This window comes from Pseudoalteromonas sp. SR45-1, assembly GCF_014163655.1.
Taxonomy (GTDB): domain Bacteria; phylum Pseudomonadota; class Gammaproteobacteria; order Enterobacterales; family Alteromonadaceae; genus Pseudoalteromonas; species Pseudoalteromonas distincta.
In genome coordinates this window covers 1-25,542 of the sequence record NZ_JACJDR010000026.1, presented here as the reverse complement: position 1 = coordinate 25,542, position 25,542 = coordinate 1, and the positions used below count along the sequence as shown (strand labels likewise).

At 37.8% G+C, this 25,542-nt stretch carries 20 protein-coding genes and 1 pseudogene; 18 read left to right on the top strand and 3 right to left on the bottom strand.

Annotation, left to right across the window (positions count from 1 at the left end):
* The first annotated feature begins 7 nt into the window (after positions 1-7).
* From mfd to H5089_RS19340, 3 genes are read left to right on the top strand one after another with little or no spacing between them, the layout of a single operon-like run.
* Positions 8-3,481: a transcription-repair coupling factor gene (gene mfd / locus H5089_RS19350; RefSeq protein WP_182712907.1), complete on the top strand. Its 3,474-nt coding sequence runs from the start codon at positions 8-10 to the stop codon at positions 3,479-3,481.
* Positions 3,481-4,317 (top strand): peptidoglycan binding protein CsiV, encoded by an 837-nt coding sequence (locus H5089_RS19345; protein ID WP_165723939.1) that lies wholly within the window; start codon positions 3,481-3,483, stop codon positions 4,315-4,317. Before mfd ends, H5089_RS19345 begins: the two co-directional genes overlap by 1 nt.
* Before the next feature lie 19 nt (positions 4,318-4,336).
* The gene (locus tag H5089_RS19340) at positions 4,337-4,591 is read left to right on the top strand and encodes a lipoprotein (RefSeq protein ID WP_024597375.1); all 255 of its coding nucleotides are present in this window, start codon (positions 4,337-4,339) and stop codon (positions 4,589-4,591) included.
* A 54-nt stretch (positions 4,592-4,645) separates the two neighbouring features.
* Here H5089_RS19340 and H5089_RS19335 read toward each other — a convergent pair whose 3' ends face one another.
* The 3 genes from H5089_RS19335 to H5089_RS19325 form a co-directional block, all read right to left on the bottom strand.
* A complete protein-coding gene (locus tag H5089_RS19335; RefSeq protein ID WP_182712906.1) occupies positions 4,646-5,998 on the bottom strand; it encodes a hypothetical protein in 1,353 nt (450 codons plus the stop codon).
* Positions 5,999-6,102: 104 nt separating this feature from the next.
* Complete coding sequence (locus tag H5089_RS19330; RefSeq protein ID WP_182671753.1) at positions 6,103-8,685, bottom strand: TonB-dependent receptor; 2,583 nt, start codon at positions 8,683-8,685, stop codon at positions 6,103-6,105.
* A 622-nt stretch (positions 8,686-9,307) separates the two neighbouring features.
* Positions 9,308-9,733 carry a hypothetical protein gene (locus H5089_RS19325; RefSeq protein WP_182712905.1) on the bottom strand — a complete coding sequence of 142 codons (426 nt, stop codon included), beginning with the start codon at positions 9,731-9,733 and terminating at the stop codon, positions 9,308-9,310.
* 340 nt (positions 9,734-10,073) lie between these two features.
* On the opposite strand from H5089_RS19325, the gene ccoN reads away from it, so the two are divergent.
* From ccoN to H5089_RS19250, 15 genes and pseudogenes are all read left to right on the top strand, one after another.
* Positions 10,074-11,507 (top strand): cytochrome-c oxidase, cbb3-type subunit I, encoded by a 1,434-nt coding sequence (ccoN, locus tag H5089_RS19320; RefSeq protein ID WP_002961515.1) that lies wholly within the window; start codon positions 10,074-10,076, stop codon positions 11,505-11,507.
* Between the two features lie 12 nt (positions 11,508-11,519).
* Positions 11,520-12,194 (top strand): cytochrome-c oxidase, cbb3-type subunit II, encoded by a 675-nt coding sequence (gene ccoO, locus H5089_RS19315; RefSeq protein WP_165723947.1) that lies wholly within the window; start codon positions 11,520-11,522, stop codon positions 12,192-12,194.
* A 6-nt stretch (positions 12,195-12,200) separates the two neighbouring features.
* On the top strand, positions 12,201-12,386 hold the full coding sequence (locus H5089_RS19310; RefSeq protein WP_024597380.1) for a CcoQ/FixQ family Cbb3-type cytochrome c oxidase assembly chaperone: 186 nt from the start codon (positions 12,201-12,203) through the stop codon (positions 12,384-12,386).
* Complete coding sequence (ccoP, locus tag H5089_RS19305) at positions 12,383-13,417, top strand: cytochrome-c oxidase, cbb3-type subunit III (RefSeq protein WP_182712904.1); 1,035 nt, start codon at positions 12,383-12,385, stop codon at positions 13,415-13,417. Before H5089_RS19310 ends, ccoP begins: the two co-directional genes overlap by 4 nt.
* Positions 13,418-13,566: 149 nt before the next feature.
* On the top strand, positions 13,567-14,058 hold the full coding sequence (locus H5089_RS19300) for a FixH family protein (RefSeq protein WP_002963075.1): 492 nt from the start codon (positions 13,567-13,569) through the stop codon (positions 14,056-14,058).
* A gap of 8 nt (positions 14,059-14,066) precedes the next feature.
* Positions 14,067-16,442 (top strand): heavy metal translocating P-type ATPase, encoded by a 2,376-nt coding sequence (locus H5089_RS19295; protein WP_182712903.1) that lies wholly within the window; start codon positions 14,067-14,069, stop codon positions 16,440-16,442.
* On the top strand, positions 16,439-16,606 hold the full coding sequence (ccoS, locus tag H5089_RS19290; RefSeq protein WP_002963071.1) for a cbb3-type cytochrome oxidase assembly protein CcoS: 168 nt from the start codon (positions 16,439-16,441) through the stop codon (positions 16,604-16,606). The genes H5089_RS19295 and ccoS overlap by 4 nt, the downstream gene beginning before the upstream one ends.
* Positions 16,599-17,270 carry a sulfite exporter TauE/SafE family protein gene (locus tag H5089_RS19285; RefSeq protein ID WP_039490095.1) on the top strand — a complete coding sequence of 224 codons (672 nt, stop codon included), beginning with the start codon at positions 16,599-16,601 and terminating at the stop codon, positions 17,268-17,270. Before ccoS ends, H5089_RS19285 begins: the two co-directional genes overlap by 8 nt.
* Before the next feature lie 70 nt (positions 17,271-17,340).
* A complete protein-coding gene (locus H5089_RS19280) occupies positions 17,341-18,078 on the top strand; it encodes an FNR family transcription factor (protein ID WP_182712902.1) in 738 nt (245 codons plus the stop codon).
* Positions 18,079-18,181: 103 nt separating this feature from the next.
* A complete protein-coding gene (uspE, locus tag H5089_RS19275) occupies positions 18,182-19,114 on the top strand; it encodes a universal stress protein UspE (protein WP_165723936.1) in 933 nt (310 codons plus the stop codon).
* Between the two features lie 153 nt (positions 19,115-19,267).
* Positions 19,268-19,411: pseudogene (locus tag H5089_RS19270) on the top strand (tRNA 2-thiocytidine(32) synthetase TtcA); the annotation flags it as partial.
* A 176-nt stretch (positions 19,412-19,587) separates the two neighbouring features.
* Positions 19,588-20,844 carry a site-specific integrase gene (locus tag H5089_RS19265; protein WP_182712901.1) on the top strand — a complete coding sequence of 419 codons (1,257 nt, stop codon included), beginning with the start codon at positions 19,588-19,590 and terminating at the stop codon, positions 20,842-20,844.
* Positions 20,828-22,489: a hypothetical protein gene (locus tag H5089_RS19260; RefSeq protein WP_182712900.1), complete on the top strand. Its 1,662-nt coding sequence runs from the start codon at positions 20,828-20,830 to the stop codon at positions 22,487-22,489. The genes H5089_RS19265 and H5089_RS19260 overlap by 17 nt, the downstream gene beginning before the upstream one ends.
* Positions 22,486-24,834, top strand: a complete 2,349-nt coding sequence (locus H5089_RS19255; protein ID WP_182712899.1) for a hypothetical protein — start codon at positions 22,486-22,488, stop codon at positions 24,832-24,834. The genes H5089_RS19260 and H5089_RS19255 overlap by 4 nt, the downstream gene beginning before the upstream one ends.
* An 8-nt stretch (positions 24,835-24,842) precedes the next feature.
* A complete protein-coding gene (locus tag H5089_RS19250) occupies positions 24,843-25,253 on the top strand; it encodes a hypothetical protein (RefSeq protein ID WP_182712898.1) in 411 nt (136 codons plus the stop codon).
* The last annotated feature ends 289 nt before the right edge of the window (positions 25,254-25,542 follow it).

Below are 25,542 nucleotides of genomic sequence, written 5' to 3'. Positions count from 1 at the left end.
GTAATAAATGGCGTTTGAGCAATGGGCAGCCTTGCCTTGGGTAAAATCTCATAAAGATAAAATTCAATGGGGCCAGCTAAGCGGAAGTGGTTTAAGTATTGCTATTGCTGAAGGCGTTAAACAACAAGATAACTTAGTCTTAATTGTTACGCCTGATACACCAAGTGCACTGCGCCTTGAAACAGAATTAGAATATTTATTACCCGATAACCCAGTCATGGTATTTCCTGATTGGGAAACTCTGCCATACGATCATTTTTCTCCCCATCAAGATATTATTTCAGCCCGTTTGGCCACTTTAAACACCTTAAAAAAAGAACAACAAAGTGTGTTAATTGTGCCTGTATCTACTTTAATGTTGCGCACAGCCCCGGCCTCATTTATTTACGGTTCAACAATAAACTTTAAAGTAGGCGACAAACTAGACACTCATAACTTTCGTGACAATTTAGAGCAAGCCGGTTATTTAAATGTTCAACAAGTAATGGAGCACGGCGAATACGCTATACGCGGCTCTATCGTTGACTTATACCCAATGGGTAGCCCGCACCCATTTAGACTCGACTTTTTTGATAACGAACTCGATACCATTCGCTTATTTGATGTAGAAACACAGCGCTCTGATGAAAAAGTAGATAAAATTGAGCTACTTCCAGCGCATGAATTTCCTACTAACGACGCTGATATTGAACGCTTTAGAATAAGCTACCGTGAAAAATTTGGCGCAAGCTCGCAGCAAGATTCAGTATACATGCAAGTAAGCAAAGGTAACTGGCCTGCAGGTATTGAATACTACATGCCGTTGTTTTTTGAAAAGCTCGCGACTATTTTTGACTACCTGCCAGATACAACAACCGTTATGCAGCTGGGTGATTTAGAGCACGCGGCAGATAACTTTTGGCACGATGTAAATGTACGCTATGAAAACCGCAGAGTTGACCCACTTCGTCCATTACTAGAACCCAATGCGCTTTATCAGCCAATTGAAGAGCTGTTTTCTAATTTAGGCAATTTTGCACGTATTAGATTATCCCTTGCAAAGCTTGGCACTAAAGCAGGTAATAAAAACTTAAGCGTTAGCGAGCTGCCAGCCATTCGAATTGATCATAAACAGCATGAACCTTATGGCGCGTTTATAAATTATGTAGCAGAGCAAAAAAAGAAAAAAGGCCGCATATTACTCAGTGTTGAATCGGACGGTCGTCGCGAATCATTGCTGAGCATTTTAAAACCAAGCGGTTTAAAATTTAAAGAATTTGAAACACTCGAACAATTTATAAAAAGTGCAAGTGACGTAGGCTTAATAGTAAGTCCGCTCGAGCAAAGTGTAGTACTTGGCACTAAACCAAGCCTTTCTATTATTACCGAGCAAGAACTGCTTGGCATAAAAGTATCTCAGCGCAGACGCCGCAAGCACAAGTACGAAGCCAGCCAAGATGCGCTAATTCGTAATTTAGCCGAGCTTAAAGAAGGTCAACCTGTTGTGCATCTTGATCACGGTGTTGGCCGTTATCAGGGGTTGCAAACAATTGATGCTGCAGGTGTAGTTACTGAATTTGTAACAATTACTTACGCAAGTGAAGCTAAATTGTACGTGCCAGTATCTGCATTGCATATGCTTAGTCGTTACTCTGGCGGTGAAGAAGCCAGCGCCCCGCTGCATAAGCTTGGCTCAGATGCGTGGGAAAAAGCAAAAAAACGTGCGGCTGAAAAAGTTCGCGATGTAGCCGCAGAATTACTCGACATTTATGCTCAGCGCCAAGCAAAACCTGGTAATAAATTTACCCTAGACGCCCCTGCATATCGCCAATTTAGCGATAGCTTTCCGTTTGAAGAAACTGACGATCAGCGCAACGCCATAGAAGCCGTATTAGGTGATATGCAATCAAAACAAGCGATGGATCGTTTAGTGTGTGGTGACGTAGGCTTTGGTAAAACAGAAGTGGCCATGCGCGCTGCTTTTGTAGCAGTTAACGATGATAAGCAGGTAGCTATTTTAGTGCCCACCACCTTGCTCGCTCAACAACACTATGAAAACTTTAAAGACCGTTTTGCTGATTTTCCTATTGAAGTAGGTGTGCTTTCGCGCTTTAACTCCACTAAAGAGCAAAAAGACACACTTGAAAAAATGGCCAATGGTAAGCTCGATATAGTTATTGGCACACATAAACTTATTCAACAAGACATTAAATTTAACGATTTAGGCTTGTTAATTGTTGATGAAGAGCATCGCTTTGGTGTTCGCCAAAAAGAGAAAATTAAAGCACTGCGCGCCGATGTAGACATACTCACACTGACTGCAACGCCAATACCTCGTACACTCAACATGGCCATGAGCGGCATGCGCGATTTATCGATAATCGCAACGCCACCGGCTAAACGTTTAGCGGTAAAAACCTTTGTACGCCAACGCGATGTAGAACTTATACGCGAAGCAGTACTGCGAGAAATTAAACGCGGTGGCCAAGTTTACTTTTTACATAACAACGTAGAAACTATTGAGCGTGTTGCACAAGAAATTAGTGAATGGGTACCTGAAGCCAGTGTGACTACAGCCCATGGCCAAATGCGCGAGCAAGAGCTTGAGCAAATAATGACTGACTTTTACCATCAAAAATACAACGTGCTGGTATGTACCACGATTATCGAAACCGGTATTGATGTGCCTACGGCTAATACCATTATCATGGACAGAGCAGACAAACTCGGCCTTGCCCAGTTACACCAATTACGTGGACGAGTTGGTCGAAGCCACCATCAAGCGTATGCCTACTTACTAACAGGTGACCCTAAAGCCCTTTCTAAAGATGCGAGTAAACGCTTACAAGCAATTGAATCATTAGAGGACTTAGGTGCAGGTTTTGCCCTCGCTACACACGATTTAGAAATTCGTGGTGCGGGTGAGCTACTTGGCGATGATCAATCAGGCCAAATGCAAACCATCGGCTTTAGTTTATATATGGAAATGCTCGAACAAGCCGTAAATGCGCTGCGCGAGGGTACAGAGCCAACGCTTGAAAACCTACTTCAAAAACAAACCGAAGTAGATTTAAAGCTGGCTGCATTACTACCTGATGACTACATACACGATGTTAATGCACGCTTGGGTATGTATAAGCGAATTGCAAGTTGTGCTAACCTTGATGATATGGATGAACTACAGGTGGAACTAATAGACCGCTTTGGTTTACTACCTGATGCTGCTAAAAACCTATTTAGCCTACAATTATTAAAAATGAAAGCTAGTAGTTTAGGTATAACTAAAATTGAGGCAAACCCAAAAGGTGGTTACTTTGAGTTTAGCCAAGATACCAAGGTTAACCCTAGCTTCATCATTGGCTTGATACAAAGTGCACCTAAGGTGTACAAAATGGATGGCGCAAATAAACTGCGCTTTGCAATTAGTGAGGCAAATGCCCGCGAACGCTTAAAAATGGTCACTGCAATGATTGCAGATTTCGAAAAAAAGGTTAGCCATTAATGTTGCTAAAAAAATCGCTTATTGTTTTATGCTGCTTATTTAGCAGCACTGCATTTGCAGAACGCTGGTTTGAGGTTGAGGTGCTTGTATTTAAACAGCGCCCTGCCCCGTATTTACAAGAAGACTTTAGCCTTAAGCACAAAGCTATCGAAGATAAAAATACGCTAGACTTACTGACCCCTCTTTACACTGAACAAGCAATGCAGGCCTGCATAGATGGCGATGAGCGTTTTCAAAAACGCACTTTTACTGATTCATTAGTTAATTCAAACCCGCAATCAGGTGTATGTGACAACAGTATTGACTACCTACAAAGCTACGATGAGCTACCTGTAACGCCTTTAGCACCCGCTAAAGATGATATGCAGCAAACCTATTTATTAGCGCCGCAACAGCTGCAATTTAAAGCGCAATATAGGCAACTGGACCGCAAAGGCTTAACACCTATTCTACATACTGGCTGGCGCTTTGAAGGTGCAAGCAAGTCACGCGCCCCAAGCATGCATTTAATGGCGGGTAAGCATCTTAAAAATGAACCCAATGTAACACCTAGCTATTCAAACCCTGATTTTGTAAGTTTATTAAATTCACAACCGGCACTATTTAACGACCCAGATCAATCAAAAGCAGAGTGGGAACTAGACGGTTTATTTAAAATACATTTACGACATTATTTATACATTACAGCTAATTTTGATATTAGCCAAAAGCTAGAAAACGGCGATATAGAGTCAGCCCGTTTCTCTCAGTTTAGACGTGTAATTAGTGGTGAAGTACATTACTTTGACCATCCACGAATGGGCATGATTGTCCAGATCAGAAAATTCAAACATTAATATTAAGTAGGATATAACAATGAAAAAACTCCTTATCATCGCAGCTACATTAAGCCTTGCGGCTTGTTCTAAGGTAAGTCTTGAAAATTATGAAAAAATTAAAGTAGGCATGGATAAGACTGAAGTTGAAACTATTTTAGGCAGTGCTGATAACTGTGTTGAAAAAACACTACATACTAACTGTGTATGGGGCGATGAAGCAAAAAATATCGAGATCACGCTAGTATCAGACAAAGTAACTTTATATAGCAAACATGGCTTAGCTAATAAATAAAGTGACCAAATATTAGGGGCTGATTGTATCAGCCCCTTTTAAAATTAATTAAACTCATTTTTTGGAGTAGATAAGCTCAATATTAACGATTTTACTGCGATTTAACGTTATTTTATAGCGTTGATAAAGTATTTTATCTTCCTCAGTTAGCACAAGTACCATGTTTAATTGATAACGCCTTTCTACAGCCTGCTTAGAAATTTTATTACTGTCTAAATGATATAGCTTCCCTTCACCACGTTTTAAATAACGTGCAAATGGTGCAAGATTAAATTGTAGCGTGTGCTGTAGTGTATCGTAGCCGGGCAAAAATTCTTTCGCACTAACACGTGTCTCACTTGCAAAGTGTAACCACTGCGCAGCTTGTTTATTTTGTTGACGACGTTTTGAAAAAATAGATTTCACTTCTTTAGGTATTTTTTTAAAGCGCATGTATTCAAGCCAAATTAACTGACTCGCTACTTTGTCTTTGGTAATACTATTTTTAAAACTAAATCGCCACTTAGGTCGCCCTTGTACAATGGCTCGCCAAATCATACGTGTAATATCTTCTTTAAATATTTCACGTAGCCCGTAAATAACCCCTAAAATTAAAATAAGCGTCGCGGTGACTTCCGTAAACGTTGAGCGAGCATTGAGTATTACAACCATCACAAATGCCATGATAACGGCTGTAACAGTGCCTTTAACTAATCGCTTAAGGTAGCTGTTAAGAAACCGCGTTTGACGCTGTAATATTACGCCGTGCTCAATTAAGCGTTGTAACAAGCGCATTTTATTTGTTATTCGATTTGCGTCTTGCATGGTTGTTTCAGAGTTGTAGCTTTTCTCTGCTCGATACGTATTTTCGCTTTTACAAAACTGCAGTAAATCGTTACGCTCTTTTGCATAATCGCTACTACGTGGGCCTTCATCTAAAAGCTTTAAAAAAGATTGCTCAACATGCCAACTTAAATAGTTATCAGCATTGGTAAAAAATGGCAGTAGTTTTTCGTCATCTGGTGTGTAGCGACGCAGCTTTTTTAAAAGCCCTTCGCTTTGCTCATATACCTCGTTAGCACGTTTATAAAAGTCTTCGGCTTCATCAATTTTTAACGCGTCTTTTATATCGGCATCAAGGGCTAAACGTACTTGGTAACAAAATAAATTAAGGTTTTGCCGGTAATCTTGTTGCTCACCTTTGTTTTTACTAACAAAACGGCTTCGCACTAAAGGCAAGTGTATATTGTTAGCGTTATACGCTAGGTGTGATTTAAAGTGGTTATTAAAGTAAGATTCTTCGCTAAGTGTTTGCGGATTGATCCCCATTTCATTAGGGATAGAAAAATACAGATCTATGCGCTGTTCAGAACGAGGAGTTAGTTCTGGTTCAATGACAAAAGATAAGTTTTCATCTTGTTTTAACAATCAGTTCTCCTTCTAAAATATCGTTTTAGTGTACTTGTCTCCTTTATTTTGTTCAATAAAAAAGGCTCAGTAAATACTGAGCCTTAATAAGATTAATGTGCTAGTTAAAATTTAACGTTTACACCAGCAAATACACGACGGCCAAGTACATCATATGTGTACGGGTCAGTATTAGAATCGTTGTTACCTGAGTAGTATGGTGGTTGCTTATCGAATAAGTTATTTACACCTGCAGTTAACGAAACCATGTCACTGATAAAGTAAGAACCGCTCACATCATGGTAAACAACAGATGGTGTTGTTGGTGCATAACATGTAGATTCTTTACCTAAACAGCTGTAGCTATCCATTCCTGCAATGTAACGTGCTTTGTAGTTAGCAGACCAAGCATCACCTTTAACATCTAGCTCAAAGTTTGCTTTTACGTCAGCATAACCACCTATACCAGAAGTAATTAAACCAGCGTAATCAATGCTTGATTCAATAACATCAACAGTGTACTCGTCAAGGTAAGTAACATCTAATGACGTATTCCAAGCAAGGCCAGCTAAATCAAATTTGTAATTTAAGTTTAAGTCATAACCTTTTGTTTGCTCATAACCTACGTTTTGTAGTTGGTTATTAAACGCGATACGACCTGTGCTTTGGTTAAAATCGATATTTGCTGAACTACAAAGTGCTGTTGATTGATTCGCTAAAGAGCCATCTGTTGCAAGACATGAATCAACAATGTATTGGTTGTTTACTGTAGCAATAGCGTTTTCGATTTCAATGTCGTAGTAATCTAACGTCATTGAGAAACCTTCAAACCATTCTGGTTCGTAAACTACACCAACGGTAACTGTATCAGCTAATTCAGGTGTTAATTGGTCATTACCACCAACGGTTACTTCAGCCTGATCTTGTGCACCGGTGAAGCTAACTTGCTCATAAGATGGAGAGTCACCTGAGTATAGCTCAGCAACTGTAGGAGCACGGAAAGCTGTAGAACGAACACCACGAAGCATTAATTCGTCGTTTACACGCCAAGTTAAACCAAGTTTCCACGTTTCATCAGAACCAAATGTGCTGTAATCAAAAGCACGGATCGCAGCGCTTAATTCTACATTTTGTGCAAGATAAGCATCTGCAACTAAAGGAATAGCCAGCTCAAGGTATGCTTCGTTTACATCAAAACGACCGCTTGTTGCATCAACGCGTGGATCATTTGCAAGACCTTGTGAAGTGATCGAATCTGGTGTGTACCACGCTTTTTCTTCACGGCGTTCAAGACCTGCAGCAAAACCTACAAAGCCCGCAGGTACTTCCATTAACTCACCAGAAAGCGCAGCTGTAATCATAAATAATTGACTGCCGCCTGAGTTTTGCTCAGTGTAAACATAATCACTAAAGCTACTGCTTGACCATGAAGCTTGTGAAAGTGGGTTAAAGTTACCAGCTTCAATTTCGCTTTGAATTGAACCCATATTGTGAAGGTTGCTTAAGCGATCTACTGAGTCATTACGACCAAAAATTACTGATGTATCCCACTCTAAACCGTTATCTAAATAACCTGCAGCACCGATAACAGAACGAACTGTATCAACTACTTGAGATGAATCACGTGTACCAGTGTCAACCATACGACGGCCGTAAGAAACTTCATCACCGTAATTAATATTTTGGTCGATTAAAGAATCACCCATCCACTCAGCGTAGTCAAAGTCGAACCATACTGGTTGAGGTGCTAATTGCTGCTCTGACCAACGTTTTGAGTATGTAAATTCAGAGTATAAACGCGTGTCATCAGTTAAATCAAAACTACCAATACCTGTAAGGTTTAAACGACGCATTGGCGTGTATAAGTAGCTAGATTGCGAATAGTTGTAAGCATCACTAGTACCAAAGTCGTGCCAACCATTATCAGCTTGACCTTGTAAAGATTCATCACCTGACCAAACATGGCCATTAGGAGTATAAGAAGAACCAGAACAGTACGGAGCACTGCCATCGCCATCTTCAGTTAATGGACAATCAGAAAAGCTACGATCAGCCTGAGAAGCATCGCCACGGTCTGTGTACTGCAAACCGATTACAACGTTACCACGACCGAAGTTACCACCCATTGTAATATCAAAAGACGTTTCATCTGCGTCACCTTCAGTAGTGATTGCTGATTTAACATTAAGGTCTAGGCCTTCAAAGTTATCTTTTAAGATAATATTTACAACACCCGCAACAGCATCAGTACCATAAACAGCAGATGCGCCATCTTTAAGTACTTCAATATGCTTGATCATAGATACTGGGATAGTATTTAAATCAACTGTAGAAGCTGCGCCTGTACCTGAGTTGATCATACGGCGGCCGTTTACAAGTACTAAAGTACGTTGTGAACCTAAACCACGTAAATCAATTGATGCATTACCACCAGAACCATTATTGATACCTGGGTTTGTCATTGCGCCGCCTGTAGCGGTCATTTTTTGTAGTACAGAATCTACTGATACTGCGCCTGAAGCAGCAATATCGTCAGCACCGATAATAGTAACTGGGCTAGCGGTTTCCATATCTGCGCGCTTAATGCGAGAACCCGTTACTTGAATTTTTTCGATTGCTTGTGCTGAGTCTTCAGCAGCAAGAACTTGCACACTTGAGAACATTGGAAATGCTGCGATTACAGCTAAACCAAGAGTTGATTTTTTCATGAAAGAACCCTACTTGTTGGAAATTTACCTTTATTGGTAATGCTCACTTTTTATTAGAATAGTGAGTCAGGTGGGCAACTTAGGCGTTTTTAACTGAACGAAAACTTAACGGCAGCTCAATTTATATCAAGAAATAAAATGGAATAACCATAGTAGGTACATAGGTTACATTATGTTTCAGTGTTAATTAATAAATACACTTTGAAAACAATGACTTGAAAAGACAAGGAAACATTAGAAACACACCTGAAACCAAAGTGATTCACTTTGTAATCAAATGTAATTACCTGAGCTACGTACCAAAAACAGACAAATTAACAACTTAATCACAGCACATTATTAAAACCGCAAAACTAAATGTTAATTAATAACCATATTTATGCATACTTGATGCTTAAATAGTCTTATTTAGTCTCTTTGGAAGGTTTTTTGATTAGATTTTTTTATTCAGTCGTAATTAAAGTTGAACTTTTTGAGAGCACTTATTCACTATTGAAGTTTTGTCAGTATTAAAACTTAAAAAGGCAATTTTATTGATCTTGTCACTCAAATAATCGTATGTATAAGAAAACGAACTCACATCAAAAATGTAAGCTGTATACAAGAGTTTGTAGTCGCAACTTTAATACGTAACGTAAAAAGAGTAATTGAGTGTTTGTATTACAGAGGTGGCATTATCTTTAACGGTTAGTTCTAAATTCCAAAGCATATTTTGCTCTGAACAAATACCAACCATAGTATTACTTTGCCAAAGATCATTATGTTTTTTAAATTTTTGGGGAATGTAACCCATGTACATAGTGATGCCTTTAAGCTTGGCATCTTCAATTGTAACGTTTGCAGGTAAGTCACTAAAGATAGTAAATGGGGTTTCGGGGGAAAGGGTTTTCTCGCTTAACCATACTTTAACATCATTTGAAAAAGTACAAGGCAAATTGGCTTCGCACTGGTCATTTTTAAGAAATTTTTCATCTGTATTTTTAGAAAAATCACACGCTGTTAATAAAAAAAACACCACAGTGAATAAACTTAACCTATATATAAGCATAACAATTTCGCACTAAAGAAAAGCAAATACTAATAATCGTGACTGTAAATAACAAGTGCGAGTGTTACTATTAGACCAAATTAGGCACAAACTGTATCAAAAAATAAACAACAAGCTCACAAAGTTTGATTGATGTCATAATTTTATGTAATTGACCTATCTTTTTTAGGCCAAAAAATTTATCATTTCACCCGCAAAAAATAAGGGTTTCTCAAGTTTTTTTTCTGAAGTTTTCATGTATTGAAAGTTTTAGGTAACACGCTTGAGAAAAATAGTAGGCCCCACTTTTAATAGTGGGTAATTCATTTCTAAACGCATTTATTGCAGCGGAAGCCAGAAAATGAGCCAAACAGTAGCATCACAAACTGAGTATAACTATAAGGTTGTACGCCAATTCGCTATTATGACAGTGATTTGGGGCATCGTTGGCATGAGTATTGGGGTTCTGATTGCTGCCCAATTAGCTTGGCCAGCACTTAACTTTGATACACCATGGTTAACTTACTCTCGACTACGTCCGTTACACACGAACGCAGTAATTTTCGCATTTGGTACTAGTGCACTGTTTGCGACGTCTTATTACGTCGTACAACGTACTTGCCAAACGCGTCTTTTCTCAGACAAACTCGCCGCCTTTTCATTTTGGGGCTGGCAGCTAGTTATTGTATTAGCAGTAATTACATTACCACTTGGTATTACTAGCTCAAAAGAATACGCAGAACTTGAATGGCCAATCGATATTTTAATCGCTGTGGTTTGGATTGTTTACGCTATTGTATTCTTTGGTACTTTAATCAAGCGTAAAGTGTCGCACATTTATGTTGCTAACTGGTTCTATGCTGGCTTTATTATTACTGTTGCAGTACTACACATTGTAAACAGCATGGCAGTGCCTGTGTCGTTAACTAAATCATACTCAATCTACGCAGGTGCGGTAGATGCTATGGTTCAGTGGTGGTACGGTCATAACGCTGTAGGTTTCCTATTAACTGCTGGTTTCTTGGGTATGATGTATTACTTTGTACCAAAACAAGCAGGTCGCCCAGTTTACTCATACCGTTTATCGGTAGTTCACTTTTGGGCATTAATTTCATTATATATTTGGGCAGGTCCTCACCACCTTCACTACACTGCGCTTCCTGATTGGACGCAAAGTTTAGGTATGGTTATGTCTATTATCCTATTCGTACCGTCTTGGGGTGGTATGATTAACGGTATTATGACCCTATCAGGCGCATGGCATAAACTGCGTACTGATCCAGTACTACGCTTCTTAGTTGTTTCATTGTCTTTCTACGGTATGTCTACGTTCGAAGGCCCTATGATGGCAATTAAATCTGTAAATGCGTTATCTCACTACACAGATTGGACAATCGGCCACGTACACTCAGGTGCACTAGGTTGGGTTGCTATGATTTCAATTGGTGCTATTTACCACTTAATTCCTGCGTTATTTGCGCAAGGTCGTATGTATAGCGTTAAATTAGTTAATACCCATTTCTGGTTACACACTGTAGGTGTTGTTTTATACATTGTTGCAATGTGGATCTCTGGTGTAATGCAAGGTCTTATGTGGCGTGCGGTAAATGCTGACGGTACATTAATGTACAGCTTTGTGCAGTCTTTAGAAGCGTCGCATCCTTTCTACATTATGCGTTTTGTAGGCGGTGTATTCATCGTAACAGGCATGTTAGTTATGGCTTATAACGTTTTCCGTACAATTTCAGCTGAGAAAGAATCTCTGAAGTTAGACGCGCAAGCACAATTAGCATAACGGAGTGAGATGATGAGCAATAAAAATTCACAAAACAAACATGAAATAGTAGAAAAGAACGTTGGCCTTATGGCTATTCTGACTGTTTTTGCTATCAGCTTTGGTGCATTAGTTGAAATTACTCCGCTAATGTTCCAAGACGACACAACTAAACCAGTAGAAGGCCTACGCCCTCTTAATGCTTTAGAAATGGAAGGCCGTGACATATATGTACGTGAAGGTTGTTATAACTGTCACTCACAAATGATCCGCCCTTTTCGTGATGAAGTTGAGCGTTACGGTCACTACTCTGTAGCAGGCGAATCAGTATGGGATCACCCTTTCCAATGGGGTTCAAAACGTACTGGTCCTGACCTTGCTCGCGTTGGTAAACGTTACTCGGACGATTGGCATTATGCTCACTTAGTTGACCCACGTGCTGTGGTTCCTGAGTCGAATATGCCAGGTTTTCCTTGGTTAGCAGAGGATAGGGTAGATACAAGCCTGACTCTGAAAAAACTACAAATTTTCCGTGATACTTTTGCTATTAACCCAGAAAACCCTAAACACCCGGGCCTAGGTTATGGCAGCGACGAAGAACTTAAAGCTGATGTTGAAAAAGTTAACGCTATGAATAACGGCGAAGGCGCAACAGAAATCCAAGCTCTAATCGCGTATTTACAGCAACTTGGTACCCACTTGAAGTAAATTATTATGGATTACGGAACATACAGAGGCATTTTGACTCTGGTAATTTTAGTATTGTTTATTGTGATTGTTGTATGGGCATACAGCAAGCGTAGCAAAAATCGTTTTGATAGCGCTGCTAATGCCATTTTTGAAGATGAAAAAAAACATAACAACACACTCTCTAACGAGGAAAAGGAGTCTGAAAAATGACTAGCTTTTGGAGTATTTGGGTTATTGTATTAACCCTTGCATGCTTATGCATCATCTTTGGCCTATTAGTTTGGAACTTAAAAAACTATGCTGGCGTAAAAGAAGGTGAAAGCTGTGGACATGAATTTGACGGCATTGAAGAGCTAAATAATCCACTACCAAAATGGTGGACTTACATGTTTTTCGCAACTTTTATTTGGTCAGTATATTACCTTGCAGCTTACCCAGGTTTAGGCAACTGGGAAGGTTTAGGTAAATGGACTAGTTCTAACCAAGGTATTACGTCTTTAGCTGAATCTAAAAAAGCAGTTGCAGAGGCCAAAGCAGAAGGTCGTTTTGTTAAACTTGATAAAGAGTATGAAGCTGCAGAAGAACGCTTTGGTCCTATTTTTAATCGACTTGCACAAGTGCCGGTTTTAGATTTAGTTAATTCTAAGTTTGAAGGTGACGCAGCGCAGCAAGTTGCTCTTGAAAGTGGTGACAAATATGAACAAACAGATGGTCAATTAGCCATCGAAATTGGTCAGCGTTTATTCTCACAAAACTGTGCGCAATGTCACGGCTCTGATGCACGTGGTGGAACAGGCTTCCCTAACCTAACTGATAAAGATTGGTTATATGGCGGTACACCAGACAAAATTAGAGAAACACTGCTTAATGGTCGTATAGCTGCAATGCCAGCTTGGGGCGATGCTCTTGGTGAGCAAGGCGTTAAAGAAATGACAGCACATGTGTTGAGCCTTTCTGGTCGTACTGTTAACCAAAAAGATGCAGCCGCAGGTAAAGCTAAGTTTGCTATGTGTGCTGCATGTCACGGTGCTGACGGTAAAGGGTCGGTTGCACATAACCTACCATTTGGCGCGCCTAACCTGACTGATAACATATGGTTATACGGTGGTTCTCAACGTGCTGTTGAAGAAACGCTTAACCACGGCCGTGCTGGTGTAATGCCTGCTTGGAAAGACATTTTAGGTGAAGATAAGATTCACTTATTAACAGCCTACGTTTACAGTTTATCGCAAGATAAATAAGCACGCGGTTAATAAAATGTTTATAAATTAATTTATTTAATTCAATAGATTAATCCAGATCAAAAAAGCCTCCAGTCGGAGGCTTTTTTTTAGTCTTTTACGTATAATTCCTATAAAATGACGCTTCCTAAACTAATTTTAGAGACACTATGCAACCTACTCCGTGGTATAAAAATTTTTGGCCTTGGTTTTTAATCTTTTTTCCGTTAGTTGCCATTATTGGCTGTATTAGCTTATTTATTACGGCAATAGGTAACGGCCCAGATATGGTTGTTGACGACTACTACAAAAAAGGCAAAGCAATAAACTTAGAACTGACTAAGTTTGAAAAAGCAAAAGCACTTTACTTACATGGCGAATTAAATGTTACCAACGAGCGTGTAAGCTTTAAGTTTACAAAAGGTGACAGTAGCAACGTACATGTTTTAAAACTTTCGTTTTACCACCGTACTATTAAAGCGCATGACTTTGAGGCCACACTTACACCTAATGCCAATCAAGAATTTACTGCATTACTTGATAAGTATACGCCAGGTGCATATTCTGTATTTATTGAGCCAATTGATGGCAGCTGGAAACTAAAAGAAAACATTGTTCTACCGACGGCTGAAACCGTTTTAGTTACTCCTAACTATAAGTAATCATCACTATGTCTCACTCTTGCTTTCATTGCCTTGAAAGTGTGCCAAACGGATTTAGCGCAAACGTTATAATTGACGATATAGCCCAGCCAATGTGTTGCATTGGCTGCCAAGCAGTTGCGCAAAATATTGTTGATCAAGGTATGACTGATTATTATAAATACCGAACTGTTCGCGCAGGCAAGGTTGAGCAACTGGTACCTGAGCAACTCGCATTTATAAAAAGTTATGACAACGAAGACATTCAAGACGAATTTATAGCTACTAACGACAATATCTCAGAGGTATTGTTGAGTGTTGAAGGTATAACCTGCGCAGCGTGTGCATGGCTTATCGAAAAACAACTCTTAAACTTAAATACTGTAAAACGGGTTGATGTAAATACATCCACCAACCGCGCGATGATCCAATGGGATAAAACCAGCACCCCATTGAGTGAAATTATTACCGCACTTGCCAAAATTGGTTATAAAGCCTACCCATTTCAATCAGATATTGAAGCTCAACAAAAGCAACAAACTGCCAAAGCCTATATTCGCCGCTTAGGTGTTGCAGGCTTAATGACCATGCAAGTTATGATGTTTGCGTTTGCCATGTACTTTGGCATGTTTTCAGGGATGGACAGCAATTTTGAGCAGTATTTTAGATGGATCAGCTTAGTACTTGCCTCTCCGGTTATTTTATATAGCGCACTGCCCTTTTTAACCAACGCCATAAATGGCTTAAAAGCAAAACAGCTCAATATGGATTTACCCGTATCGCTGGCTATTTTTGGTGCGTTTGGCGCAAGTTGTTACGCCACATTTATGCAAGTCGGCGAAGTATATTTTGAATCTGTGTGCATGTTCACCTTTTTACTTTTATTAGGTAAGTACCTTGAATTTAGAGCGCGTTTAAAAGCGAGCGAATTTACTGCCAACTTACAAAAATTATTGCCATTAACAGCCCGTACCATTAACGACAGTGGTGAAGAACTTATAATTGCAGCCAAAAAACTAAAACTTAATGACGTAGTACTCATTAAAGCGGGTGAAACAATTCCTGCCGACGGCGAGCTTATAAAGGGTAAAACTACGGTTGATGAATCAATGATGACGGGCGAACACCAACCCGTTACAAAATTTATCGGTCACAATGTCTACGCCGGTTGCGTTAACCACGACGGCGTTATTGAAATAAAAATTAATAAAATTGGCCAAAATACCCTTTTAAATCAAATTATCCGCTTGCAACACAACGCATTAACTAAACGCCCTAAACTGGTTGAAATTACAGATAAAGTTGCGCAATGGTTTATAGCGTGCCTGCTTATATTTGCTTCACTTACAGCTATTGGCTGGTACCAAATTGACCCTGAACACGCATTTTGGATCACCATTTCGGTTTTAGTTGCTACCTGCCCATGTGCCCTGAGTTTAGCCATACCAACCGCACTTACATGCGCGGTTGCAACCTTGACCCGTAAAGGCGTATTAATAAAACAAGCGCATGTGCTCGAAACACTCTCACAAATTACGCTATTTGCCTTTGATAAAACAGGCACACTAACCCAAGGTAAATTTAGCCTAGATGAAGTAGATATACTCGATAAGCAATACACAAAAGCGCAAGTGCTAGATATAGCAGCTATGTTAGAGCGTTATTCTGAACACCCTATAGCCAGCGCATTTGATGAAATTACTCCTGCTCACCACAATCTTAATAACGTTGAAGTGCATCCAGGTCTGGGAATTAGCGCACAAGATGCAACTCATCATTACGCAATTGGTAAAAGTGGCTGGTTTGATAGCAAAAAATCAAATGCACAAGCAAGCTTGTATATAAATAAGCAGGTTGTTGCACGTTTTTACTTTATTGATAAAGTAAAAAACGATGCTCAAAAGCTTATAGGCTCACTTCAATCGCAAAATTTAACGTGTCATATGTTAACCGGTGACGCATCAGATGCTGGGCAAAAAGTAGCTAAGCAACTCAACCTTGAAAGTGTGCAATCTGGGTGTTCGCCACAAGATAAACAAACAGCCGTTGAAAAATGGGCGTCACAAAACGAAGTTGTAGCAATGGTCGGCGATGGCGTAAACGACAGCCCTGTATTTGCCAGCGCGCATTTATCCATTGCAATGGAAACCGGTGCTGACATATCAAAAAATAGCGCCGATGTAGTGCTCCTTAATAGCGATTTAGCTTCAATTGATCATTTACTCAATGTGGCAAAACAAACCAGACGAATTATTAAGCAAAACCTTGCGCTGTCTTTATTGTATAATGCTTCCATATTACCATTGGCAGCGCTGGGCTTAGTCGCTCCGTGGATGGCTGTTATTGGCATGTCTGCCAGCTCAATTATTGTGATTAGTAATTCACTAAGGCTATTAAAGTTATGAGCATAATTTACATTTTGATCCCTATTGCCATTTTGTTTGTCATTATTGCTATAGGCGTTTTCTTTTGGGCCGTAAAAAGTGAGCAGTTTTCTGATTTAAATAAGCAAGGTCATAGTATTTTGTTTGAAGACGACAAAGAGCAACATAACAAAAGTAATGATTGACCCTCTTTACACCAGCGCATTTTTAATGGGGCTAATAGGTAGCGGTCATTGCATTGCCATGTGCGGCGGTATTGCAAGCTCATTACAACTGGCAAGTGATAAACGCAAAACATTCACCTATTCATTTGCCTATAATACCGGGCGTGCACTGAGCTACATGGCAGCAGGTGCACTTGTTGCTGGTATTAGCAGCCAATTTGCTAGGCAAAACACATCTTTTTCTTTAGCACTTTCATTCATTGCAGCTATTTTTATGCTCCTAGTCGGCGTGTATATAATGCGCTTAGGCCCTACGTTGCAATGGTTAGAAAAAATTGGTAAAACCTTAGTGTGGCAACACATTGTTAAGCTAAATAAATACTTAATGCCTATTAACTCACCATTTAAAGCCCTAGGTTACGGTGCTTTGTGGGGATGGCTTCCATGTGGACTTGTTTACTCAGCACTTACATGGGCGATGACTAGCCCAAGTGCCCTAGACGGTGCTTTAGTGATGCTATGTTTTGCTTTGGGTACTTTCCCCGCAATGATCACGTTAGGCGTTACCGCACAAAAACTAAATAGTATTATTAACCACCCTTGGACCCGAATTGTATTGGGCAGTGTTATAATCTGGTATGGTATCTACTTATTGATAATTGCAACTGACAAGCTGATACAATAACCTATTCGCAGTATTAACCTTTTATGGTTATTTTGCAGTCGTGTGTATAAAAATTTAAACGGATTAAATTATGGATTTCTCTCAAAGTCGCGCTAAAGGTAATTGTGCTATTAGCTGTAATAACTGCAGTATTAGTCAATTGTGCTTGCCATTTTCTCTCAATGGCCAAGAAATGGATAAGCTAGACGAAATTATTGAGCGAAAAAAACCACTCCATAAAGGCGATTATCTATTTGAATCAGGCGCACCTTTACAGGCTATTTACGCTATACGCTCTGGGTCATTTAAATCGTACACATTATCAGAGCAAGGTGATGAGCAAATAACCGGGTTTCATTTAGCGGGTGACTTAGTAGGCTTTGACGCGATAAGTAAAATGGCGCACCAGAGTTTTTCACAAGCACTTGAAACGTCAATGGTGTGCGAAATACCATTCGATACCCTTGACGAACTTGCTGGTAAATTACCAAAACTTCGTCAACAAATAATGCGCTTGATGAGCAGCGAAATTACATACGATCAAGAAATGCTGTTATTACTCAATAAAAAATCAGCAGAAGAACGCTTAGCTAGTTTTATTTATAACTTATCAGAGCGTTTTGGTGAACGTGGTTTTTCACGCAAAGAATTTAGATTTACCATGACTCGCGGTGAAATAGGTAACTACTTAGGCCTTACCGTAGAGACCATTAGCCGTTTATTAAGCCGTTTTCAAAAAGCCGACTTAATAAAAGTAGAAGGTAAATTTATTACAATTTTAGATAATGATGCCTTAGCTAAAACGGCAGCAATCGTTAAGCCTCGCTAAATTAAATAGTTTGATTTAGAACAACAATTTATATGCTACCCCTTTAACTGTTTTATATTTGCGTTACACTAATTGTACACCCGTTAGGCAAATGGAGTAGCATATGAACACTATTAAACGCATTATTGCGGTTATTGACCCTACCAAAGACGATCAACACGGTTTATCACGTTCAATAGACTTAGCCAAAAAATCTGGCGCAAGTATTACCGCCTTTATGACGGTTTACGACTTCTCTTATGAAATGACAACGATGCTATCTGGCGATGAACGCGAAGCAATGCGTGATGCCGTACTAAAAGATCGCCAGCTATGGCTTAAAGATTTGGTTTCACCTTACAAAGATATAGATATTGACACCCAAGTGGTTTGGCATAACCGTCCTTATGAAGCCATAATCGATACTGTAATTGATCAAAAGTACGATTTAGTAATTAAAGGCACACATCAACATGGTGCACTTAAATCCGTAATTTTCACCCCTACCGACTGGCATTTAGTACGAAAATGCCCTGCCCCGGTGTTGTTTGTTAAAGAAATGGCATGGCCAGAAAACGGTAATATTTTAGCTGCTGTGAATGCGGTTAGTGAAAACGAAGAACATGTAGCACTTAATAAACGGGTAATTAAAGACGCACAATTTTTATGTGAACTTGCCAACGCAAAACTTAATTTAGTTAATGCTTATCCTGCAACGCCCATAAATATAGCAATTGAAATTCCTGAGTTTAACCCTGGACTTTATAACGAATCAGTTAAAAAACACCACATTGAATCAACCAATGCACTTGCTGCTGAGTTTAATTTAAGCCAAGAGCAATGTTTTATTGAAGAAGGCCTACCAGAGGATGTAATCCCTGATGTAGCTAAGCGGTTAAATAGCGAATTAGTTGTTATTGGTACCGTTGGTCGTACAGGCTTAAGTGCCGCTTTAGTAGGTAATACAGCAGAGCATGTAATTGATAGCCTTGACTGCGATGTACTAGCACTTAAGCCCGATGGTTACGTAAGCCCGATGGCAAAGAAACTAGATTAATTAAAAATTTAGCAAGTAACAAACTGGATATTACTTGCTAAAAATACCGTGTTTAATTACATCCTAAACTCGCATATTCAGGTGGTTTGGGTATAATACGCCCCTTTATTTTTAGCAAATAACTTTGCTGTATTGTTTTACTAGGGGGCGTAATTGTCACACTCAGATCAAGCTAAAGCTCAATTTAACTTAAATAAGCTACAAAAGCGTTTACGTCGCCAAACTGGTCAAGCCGTTATGGACTTCAATATGATTGAAGAAGGTGACCGTATAATGGTGTGTTTATCAGGTGGCAAATTATATTAAATATCTCTTTTGTAATTATTAATATTTCTTATCTGTTTCCTCCAACCTATTATTCTTTCTGAAAAAATTAAAAGTCACTCATTAATATTTAAATTATTTTTTGCCCTTTTTGTAAAGTACGCTATATTTTACTAATCCACTTATAGTAATGATTGGTTTTGTAAAGTATGAATGTTAGTCAATATAAAGTTGGATCTAAGCGCTTTATCGCCTTTATTGGCTTAAATGATATTCCTATTTTACCTCTAGCAAATGCGTTTCTATATGATGTATTTTTAAACACATCATATTCAACCAAACTCCGTGTAGCGTATGAACTCAAAACCGTACTTAATTATTTTGACGCAGAAGAAATTGATCTGGAGCTTAGAGTTAGTTCCGGTTTGTATATAAGTCCGAATGAATTAAGTCATTTCTATGGGGAGATGCGCCTAAAAAAAGATTCTTTTTCACAAAAAAATCTATTTTCAGTACCTGATTATTGTGAAAGTAAATATATTAGGAATGCAATTTCAGCATCATCATTTAATAAAAACAAAGTATCGACAGAAACAACAACAGGTAGAATAAGAACTCTTAGGAAGTATTTAGTCTATATCCATGAACACTATCATGGTGATCGACAAGCACCGCCCAATTTAAAGGATTCATATAATAGGGTTATCTCAAAGTTAAAATTACGAGAAAGCTATACTCAAGGAACTAATAGCGTTTCAAGTGTTGAGTTAGTTGAAACTGTAATACCTGATGAAATTTATGATTCATTTAAGAAAATAGTTTTACCTAGTTCAAAAGATAATCCTTTTAAAAAATGTAAGTTACGCAATTATTTAATTCTATCAATATTGAGACAAACTGGTATCAGAAGAAGTGAAGTCTGTAAGTTAAAAATTTCTGATTGCCAATTCTATGGTGATTATAACAAGATCAAGATTTATTCAAGCCCAGATGATCCTACTGATACTAGATTAAATAAACCTGATAAAAAGTGTGGGAGATCACATTTCGTAGGGATTAGTGTAACGTTAATGAAAGAAATTCATTTTTATATTCACCATGTAAGAATAAAATTTGAAAAAGCTACTCAACATGATTTTCTATTTGTATCTGAAAAGAATACTCATAAAACGGCAGGGCTTCCGATTACTAGGGAAATGGTTAATTATATTTTGTGCAAAGTTTCTTCTAAGCTTGGATATAAAATTCATCCACACACTTTAAGGCATAAGTGGAATGAGAAACTAAGCATAAAAGGAATGAATAAAGGTCTTAATTCAGAATTCATAGAGGATATGCGAAGAAGTGCTATGGGGTGGCAACCTGACTCGAAGATGGGCCGAGTTTATAATGATAAGTATGAGCAACTGTCGGCAATTGAGCTAATGAAAGAACATCAGGAAAAAATAGATGGAACCAAAAAGTGAACCCAGGCTACCAGCTCATATTCTTGAATTACCAGAGAAGTTTATTTCGCAAGCAGGTAATAAAGTTGAAACATTTAATAATACTTGGGAGTTAGCACATTTAGGTAAAGGACGTAAAACTAATATTGCATGGCTTCAATCCTTTCCTAGGACTTCAAAGCTAAAATTTATATTACTCGATACTCTGATTTACTACGCAGAAACAAAATCTGCTTCAACTGTCGCTACGATTACAGCTTCTTTGAAACAGGCTTTTCCAAAAGATTGTACTGACATATCTGAATTTGAGAATATATGGCATGTACTAAAAGGCTCGACAAAAAAAACTATAAGTGGTTTTTTAAACTCATCATTAAAATTAAATCACACGTTACTTGATAAGCACTATAGGCTAGCTTGTAAATATAGTTATAAACAAAGCTTTAATGGTTTACATCCGACAAAAGGTAGACTAACAGATTACGAATATGACTCTATACTTGAGAACCTTAGGATAAAGTGCAGAAGTATTCCAAACCAGCCTCCAGAAGACCTTCATTACTACACTAAAGCAAGTGAAAAGAACAATAATTTCATAAACCTGAAAAGTATGGTTGCTTATCGTTTGCTCATACAGTTAGCAAGGCGCCCAAGACAAATAGTTATGCTAAAGTGGTCAGATATTTTACCTGTTGGAATATCATTCAATGATACAAATTTGAATGGTGAGCCAATAAATACGGGGGTTAAAACACTTCATGTTAGATGTTACAAAATCAAACAAAGCAATCAAGATTTTAACTTTCGTCTTTTCCCTGAAAAATGGTCGATACCTCTAACAGAGTCATTCTCGGCGTTATTATTAAAGTACAGAGAGATTTATTGTAAAGGACTAAGCTTAGCTATTAATGAGTGTGGAGACCAATTAAGCACTGCTCAATATGAAACTTTAATAAATCATTGCCCAATAATTCCAAATATTAAAATTTTTACAGCTGATTTCTCTGATAGTGAACTTGTTGATTCAATTTTACACGAAAGATCGCAATTGTTTCATGCATCAGAAGATATTTTTAAAAACGCAGAGAAAAGTTACGGCAAAGGTTTATCTGAGCGCACAGGTAAAGTCATTGGAACAAATAACAGGCTTAGGCACACTTGGCTTTGTAATGCAGCTCTAAATGGTCATCCTATCTCTGAAATTTGTAAAATAACTAATGTAACTGAACCTGGCGCAAGAGCTTATTTGCAATTAAGTTTAAAAGAGAGGCAGTATATTGATACTAACTACGCCGCTAATCAGTTACTGCGAGATGCTTTTAATCCAAAGGTATCAATAACCGATGAAGATACAACAGTAGAAAATGAAATTGATATATTTGGAGTAGAGAAAGAACCTTCTAACTGCAATGCATGCGAGCATAAGTCTAACTTAACAAGACCATTACCATGTTATGGGTGCCCTAACTTTAGACCTCTATTAGACGCTAATCATAATGCAATTTTAGAACAAGCTATTGCAAAACGTGAATTTATAAAAACATTTAGTAGTAATTACACCCACTCTGGTTCGACAGAGAAGTTAGATAAGATTATAGCCAATATAAAACTAACAATAGCAATTTGTATTGAAATGAAACTTCATAATTCAAAGTTGAACAAATGAATATACTCAATAAATACCACCTCGCACTTCAAGATTTACTCCAATCATATTCAAATGAAATACCTAAAAATATTTCTTCTATAGATAATTCAAAACCAACATGGGGCGATCCTGTTTGGTATATTCTAGATGTTGATACAGGAGTTCGTCATCGTTACTTATTTACTAAAGCAGTTAAAGGACAAAGGCGCTCTAAAAATGATTCATACTTCAGAAAATTAAAAAATTACGAGTCAGACTTGCTTACAAAAAATTATGGATTGCTCCTAAAGGTTTATGCGCTGGATGTACAACAGCAAAAGGTCGTTAATAATAGCAAGCAATTAAGAATTACTGTAGCGTCACAGATTTTAACAGAAAGTGAAAAATATCGAAATCTAAATGACTTACCTATTAAGTTTTGGAACGACTGTAAACAATCTAATATTTTTTGGGACTTTTGCAAAAGACACCATTTGATCTCTGGTAACTTAAGGCCGCATCATAGTGATAGACTTAGATCAGCTGACGATATATTCGATAGAGCTAATAAGAATGGTTTCAAAATACCCAAAGAATCAATGATTTTTTCTATTGGCTATATTTTCAATGAGGTATTTAAAGATGTAAATGAGAACGGAAAACTCGACGAAGAAGGTATGATTAATATAGTAGATGCAATACCTATAACTGTTGCTTTATTGGGACTTGCTTCACCATGTCGGCTTAATTCAGAAATCCCTCTACTACAAAATCAAAAACTAAAGTCAATTCAACCTAAAAGTGGAGAGCCTATATATTATCTTGACTGGCCTGGCAGTAAAGGGTACCAAGATAATCAAAACCATGTTTTAAAGGCTTTAGCTCCACATGTAAAAAAAGCTATAAATTTTTTTCATGGATACTTTAAACCTGAACGACATTACGTTCGTTTTTTAAAAAATACCAAACAATCATGGAAGCAGCTCTTAAACGGTTTTGTTGTAGATCCGAATAGAATCGAAGAGTTAGACTTCTCTCAACCTCCAAACATTTTTACGGTTGCGTATGCATTAGGCTTTTACCCAATAAAATATAAGGTTGAAGTACTTAAATGTCATAATAGTATTCTATTAGGTGTTTCTGAACGTCAATGGAAGTGGAATTTAAAGCGTGGTCAAACTAAGAGTAGCCAACTTGTTGAGAAGAACATTAGTCAACTATTACTTAGTGATCTAGTTATTAACTTGTCAACGGTAGATACAACAACCCCTTCAAAATACTCAATACAAAGACTTCTGCAAACAGAAAATCTTACTAAAAACTTAAAAAAACGCCTAAATATACAGCTACTTACTGATATAAACTCTCTTCAAAAAGAAATTATACGTTTACAGAAAGAAAATATTCCAACATTCCCAAAGTGCTATGTTGAGTCTGAAAAATATATCGACCTTGAACATGCTTTATTTTGTATTGCACCAAACAAGCATAATTTTAATTCAGTACAAGGAATGTCTGGTAGCCCATTAAATATAATTTCATTAAAGAAAGTAAAAACAATTTTTGTAAACCCTTTTTCTGACGTAAATCCAGCTTTAAATATATTTAATAAGTATGGCTTTAAAACTGAAAAACTTCGCCTTCATTCACTACGTCACTTTGCAAATACGTATGCCGAAAAAGGAGGTATTCCCTTAAGTGTCATAGCCTCTTGGTCTGGCAGAACAAGCATAAAGCAAACACTAGAGTATATTCATAATAATGTAGAGACTAACGCAGATAGAGTTACTTCAACATTAGATCTCGATGCTAGTCATATTGATATCCGAGTTATAACAAACGAAGAGTTAAAAACTTATGGGGGGCTCCCTGCAAGCATTACTGATACAGGAATATGTGTACAAGAGCTTTCTGTTACACCTTGTAATTATATAAACAATTTTTTAAGTGGCTGCTTTTTATGTGAAAGCTCTTGCTATATATGTGGGGACACTGATGCTATAAAATTACTTGAATATGACCTTAGATTTCAAACAATAAGGCTTGACAGATTATCAAAACAAGAAAATATATTTAAATCTCCTTGTAAAAAAGATTGGTATTTAAAGCACACTAAACAAGTTGCTTTACTTGAACAGCTCATTCAAATTTTAAAAAATGGACTACATGGAAATATAGCTCGGATATCAACCGAAGAAAAAAAAATATTTATAACAAATCCTAAAACAAATGTTATAGATGAAGTGAAGTTAACAATTTCTTCAGATGAAAATATTTTAAACCAAATAACAGATAAAATCTCTAATATTAGCTCCATCCCCGAAGGAATGACAGCGTTACTTTCTTCTTTTGGTGTAACTAATTTTAAAAATAAATCAAAGTAGAACTTGCGATGCCAGCTAAAGCTAAAATTACAGATGAAACACAGTTTAACATTGAGAGAATGATCCTTCTTTGGGAAGGAAAGCTTACATGGAAAAATCTAACTCAAAAAATTTCAATTGATCTTGGTATTCAAGTATCAAGACAAACATTAGAGAGCTATAATGGGATTTATCAAGCTTACAAACATAAAAAATGTTCAAAAAACACTAAAGATCATCATTTTAAAAAGGGAATCATTAAGGCCGATGTTGATTTACTAAAGCGAATAAGGAAACTTGAAGCAGAGATAGAATTAAAGAATAAAACAATTAATGAACAAAAAAGGTTTCTACAAAGAGTTTTACAAAATGCCACAGAAATTCCTGCTCTGAAAGGTAACCTTGATATATTAATAGCAGAAAGACCTGAAGACAAATAAATTAAATTGAACGCTTTTTCTGAATAAGTCTTAACTTTATCTGCCAGGTTTGATTGTTAGGGCTTAATCAAAACTGACAGCGGCATAAGCCAAACTCGGCCGTTCAACAGCAACTTAATATCTTAATTCTGGTTACAATAACGGACGTTCATCCAACTCGTATTTGGACAAAAACGAATTAGAGCCGAAAGACGGCTCTGTGCCAGTTGCAGACGTTCGATAATGAGATTCATGAGCCAAAATTTGCTCTTATTCTCTCTTAGGGATTTTCTAATTAATTAGCTTTCAC

What these genes read in the sequence shown, in the direction of transcription:
- mfd (WP_182712907.1), top strand. Translation starts at nt 8, where the DNA reads ATGGCGTTTGAGCAATGGGCAGCCTTGCCTTGGGTAAAATCTCATAAA.
- H5089_RS19345 (WP_165723939.1), top strand. Translation starts at nt 3,481, where the DNA reads ATGTTGCTAAAAAAATCGCTTATTGTTTTATGCTGCTTATTTAGCAGC.
- H5089_RS19340 (WP_024597375.1), top strand. Translation starts at nt 4,337, where the DNA reads ATGAAAAAACTCCTTATCATCGCAGCTACATTAAGCCTTGCGGCTTGT.
- H5089_RS19330 (WP_182671753.1), bottom strand. Translation starts at nt 8,685, where the DNA reads ATGAAAAAATCAACTCTTGGTTTAGCTGTAATCGCAGCATTTCCAATG.
- H5089_RS19325 (WP_182712905.1), bottom strand. Translation starts at nt 9,733, where the DNA reads ATGCTTATATATAGGTTAAGTTTATTCACTGTGGTGTTTTTTTTATTA.
- ccoN (WP_002961515.1), top strand. Translation starts at nt 10,074, where the DNA reads ATGAGCCAAACAGTAGCATCACAAACTGAGTATAACTATAAGGTTGTA.
- ccoO (WP_165723947.1), top strand. Translation starts at nt 11,520, where the DNA reads ATGAGCAATAAAAATTCACAAAACAAACATGAAATAGTAGAAAAGAAC.
- H5089_RS19310 (WP_024597380.1), top strand. Translation starts at nt 12,201, where the DNA reads ATGGATTACGGAACATACAGAGGCATTTTGACTCTGGTAATTTTAGTA.
- ccoP (WP_182712904.1), top strand. Translation starts at nt 12,383, where the DNA reads ATGACTAGCTTTTGGAGTATTTGGGTTATTGTATTAACCCTTGCATGC.
- H5089_RS19300 (WP_002963075.1), top strand. Translation starts at nt 13,567, where the DNA reads ATGCAACCTACTCCGTGGTATAAAAATTTTTGGCCTTGGTTTTTAATC.
- H5089_RS19295 (WP_182712903.1), top strand. Translation starts at nt 14,067, where the DNA reads ATGTCTCACTCTTGCTTTCATTGCCTTGAAAGTGTGCCAAACGGATTT.
- ccoS (WP_002963071.1), top strand. Translation starts at nt 16,439, where the DNA reads ATGAGCATAATTTACATTTTGATCCCTATTGCCATTTTGTTTGTCATT.
- H5089_RS19285 (WP_039490095.1), top strand. Translation starts at nt 16,599, where the DNA reads ATGATTGACCCTCTTTACACCAGCGCATTTTTAATGGGGCTAATAGGT.
- H5089_RS19280 (WP_182712902.1), top strand. Translation starts at nt 17,341, where the DNA reads ATGGATTTCTCTCAAAGTCGCGCTAAAGGTAATTGTGCTATTAGCTGT.
- uspE (WP_165723936.1), top strand. Translation starts at nt 18,182, where the DNA reads ATGAACACTATTAAACGCATTATTGCGGTTATTGACCCTACCAAAGAC.
- H5089_RS19265 (WP_182712901.1), top strand. Translation starts at nt 19,588, where the DNA reads ATGAATGTTAGTCAATATAAAGTTGGATCTAAGCGCTTTATCGCCTTT.
- H5089_RS19260 (WP_182712900.1), top strand. Translation starts at nt 20,828, where the DNA reads ATGGAACCAAAAAGTGAACCCAGGCTACCAGCTCATATTCTTGAATTA.
- H5089_RS19255 (WP_182712899.1), top strand. Translation starts at nt 22,486, where the DNA reads ATGAATATACTCAATAAATACCACCTCGCACTTCAAGATTTACTCCAA.
- H5089_RS19250 (WP_182712898.1), top strand. Translation starts at nt 24,843, where the DNA reads ATGCCAGCTAAAGCTAAAATTACAGATGAAACACAGTTTAACATTGAG.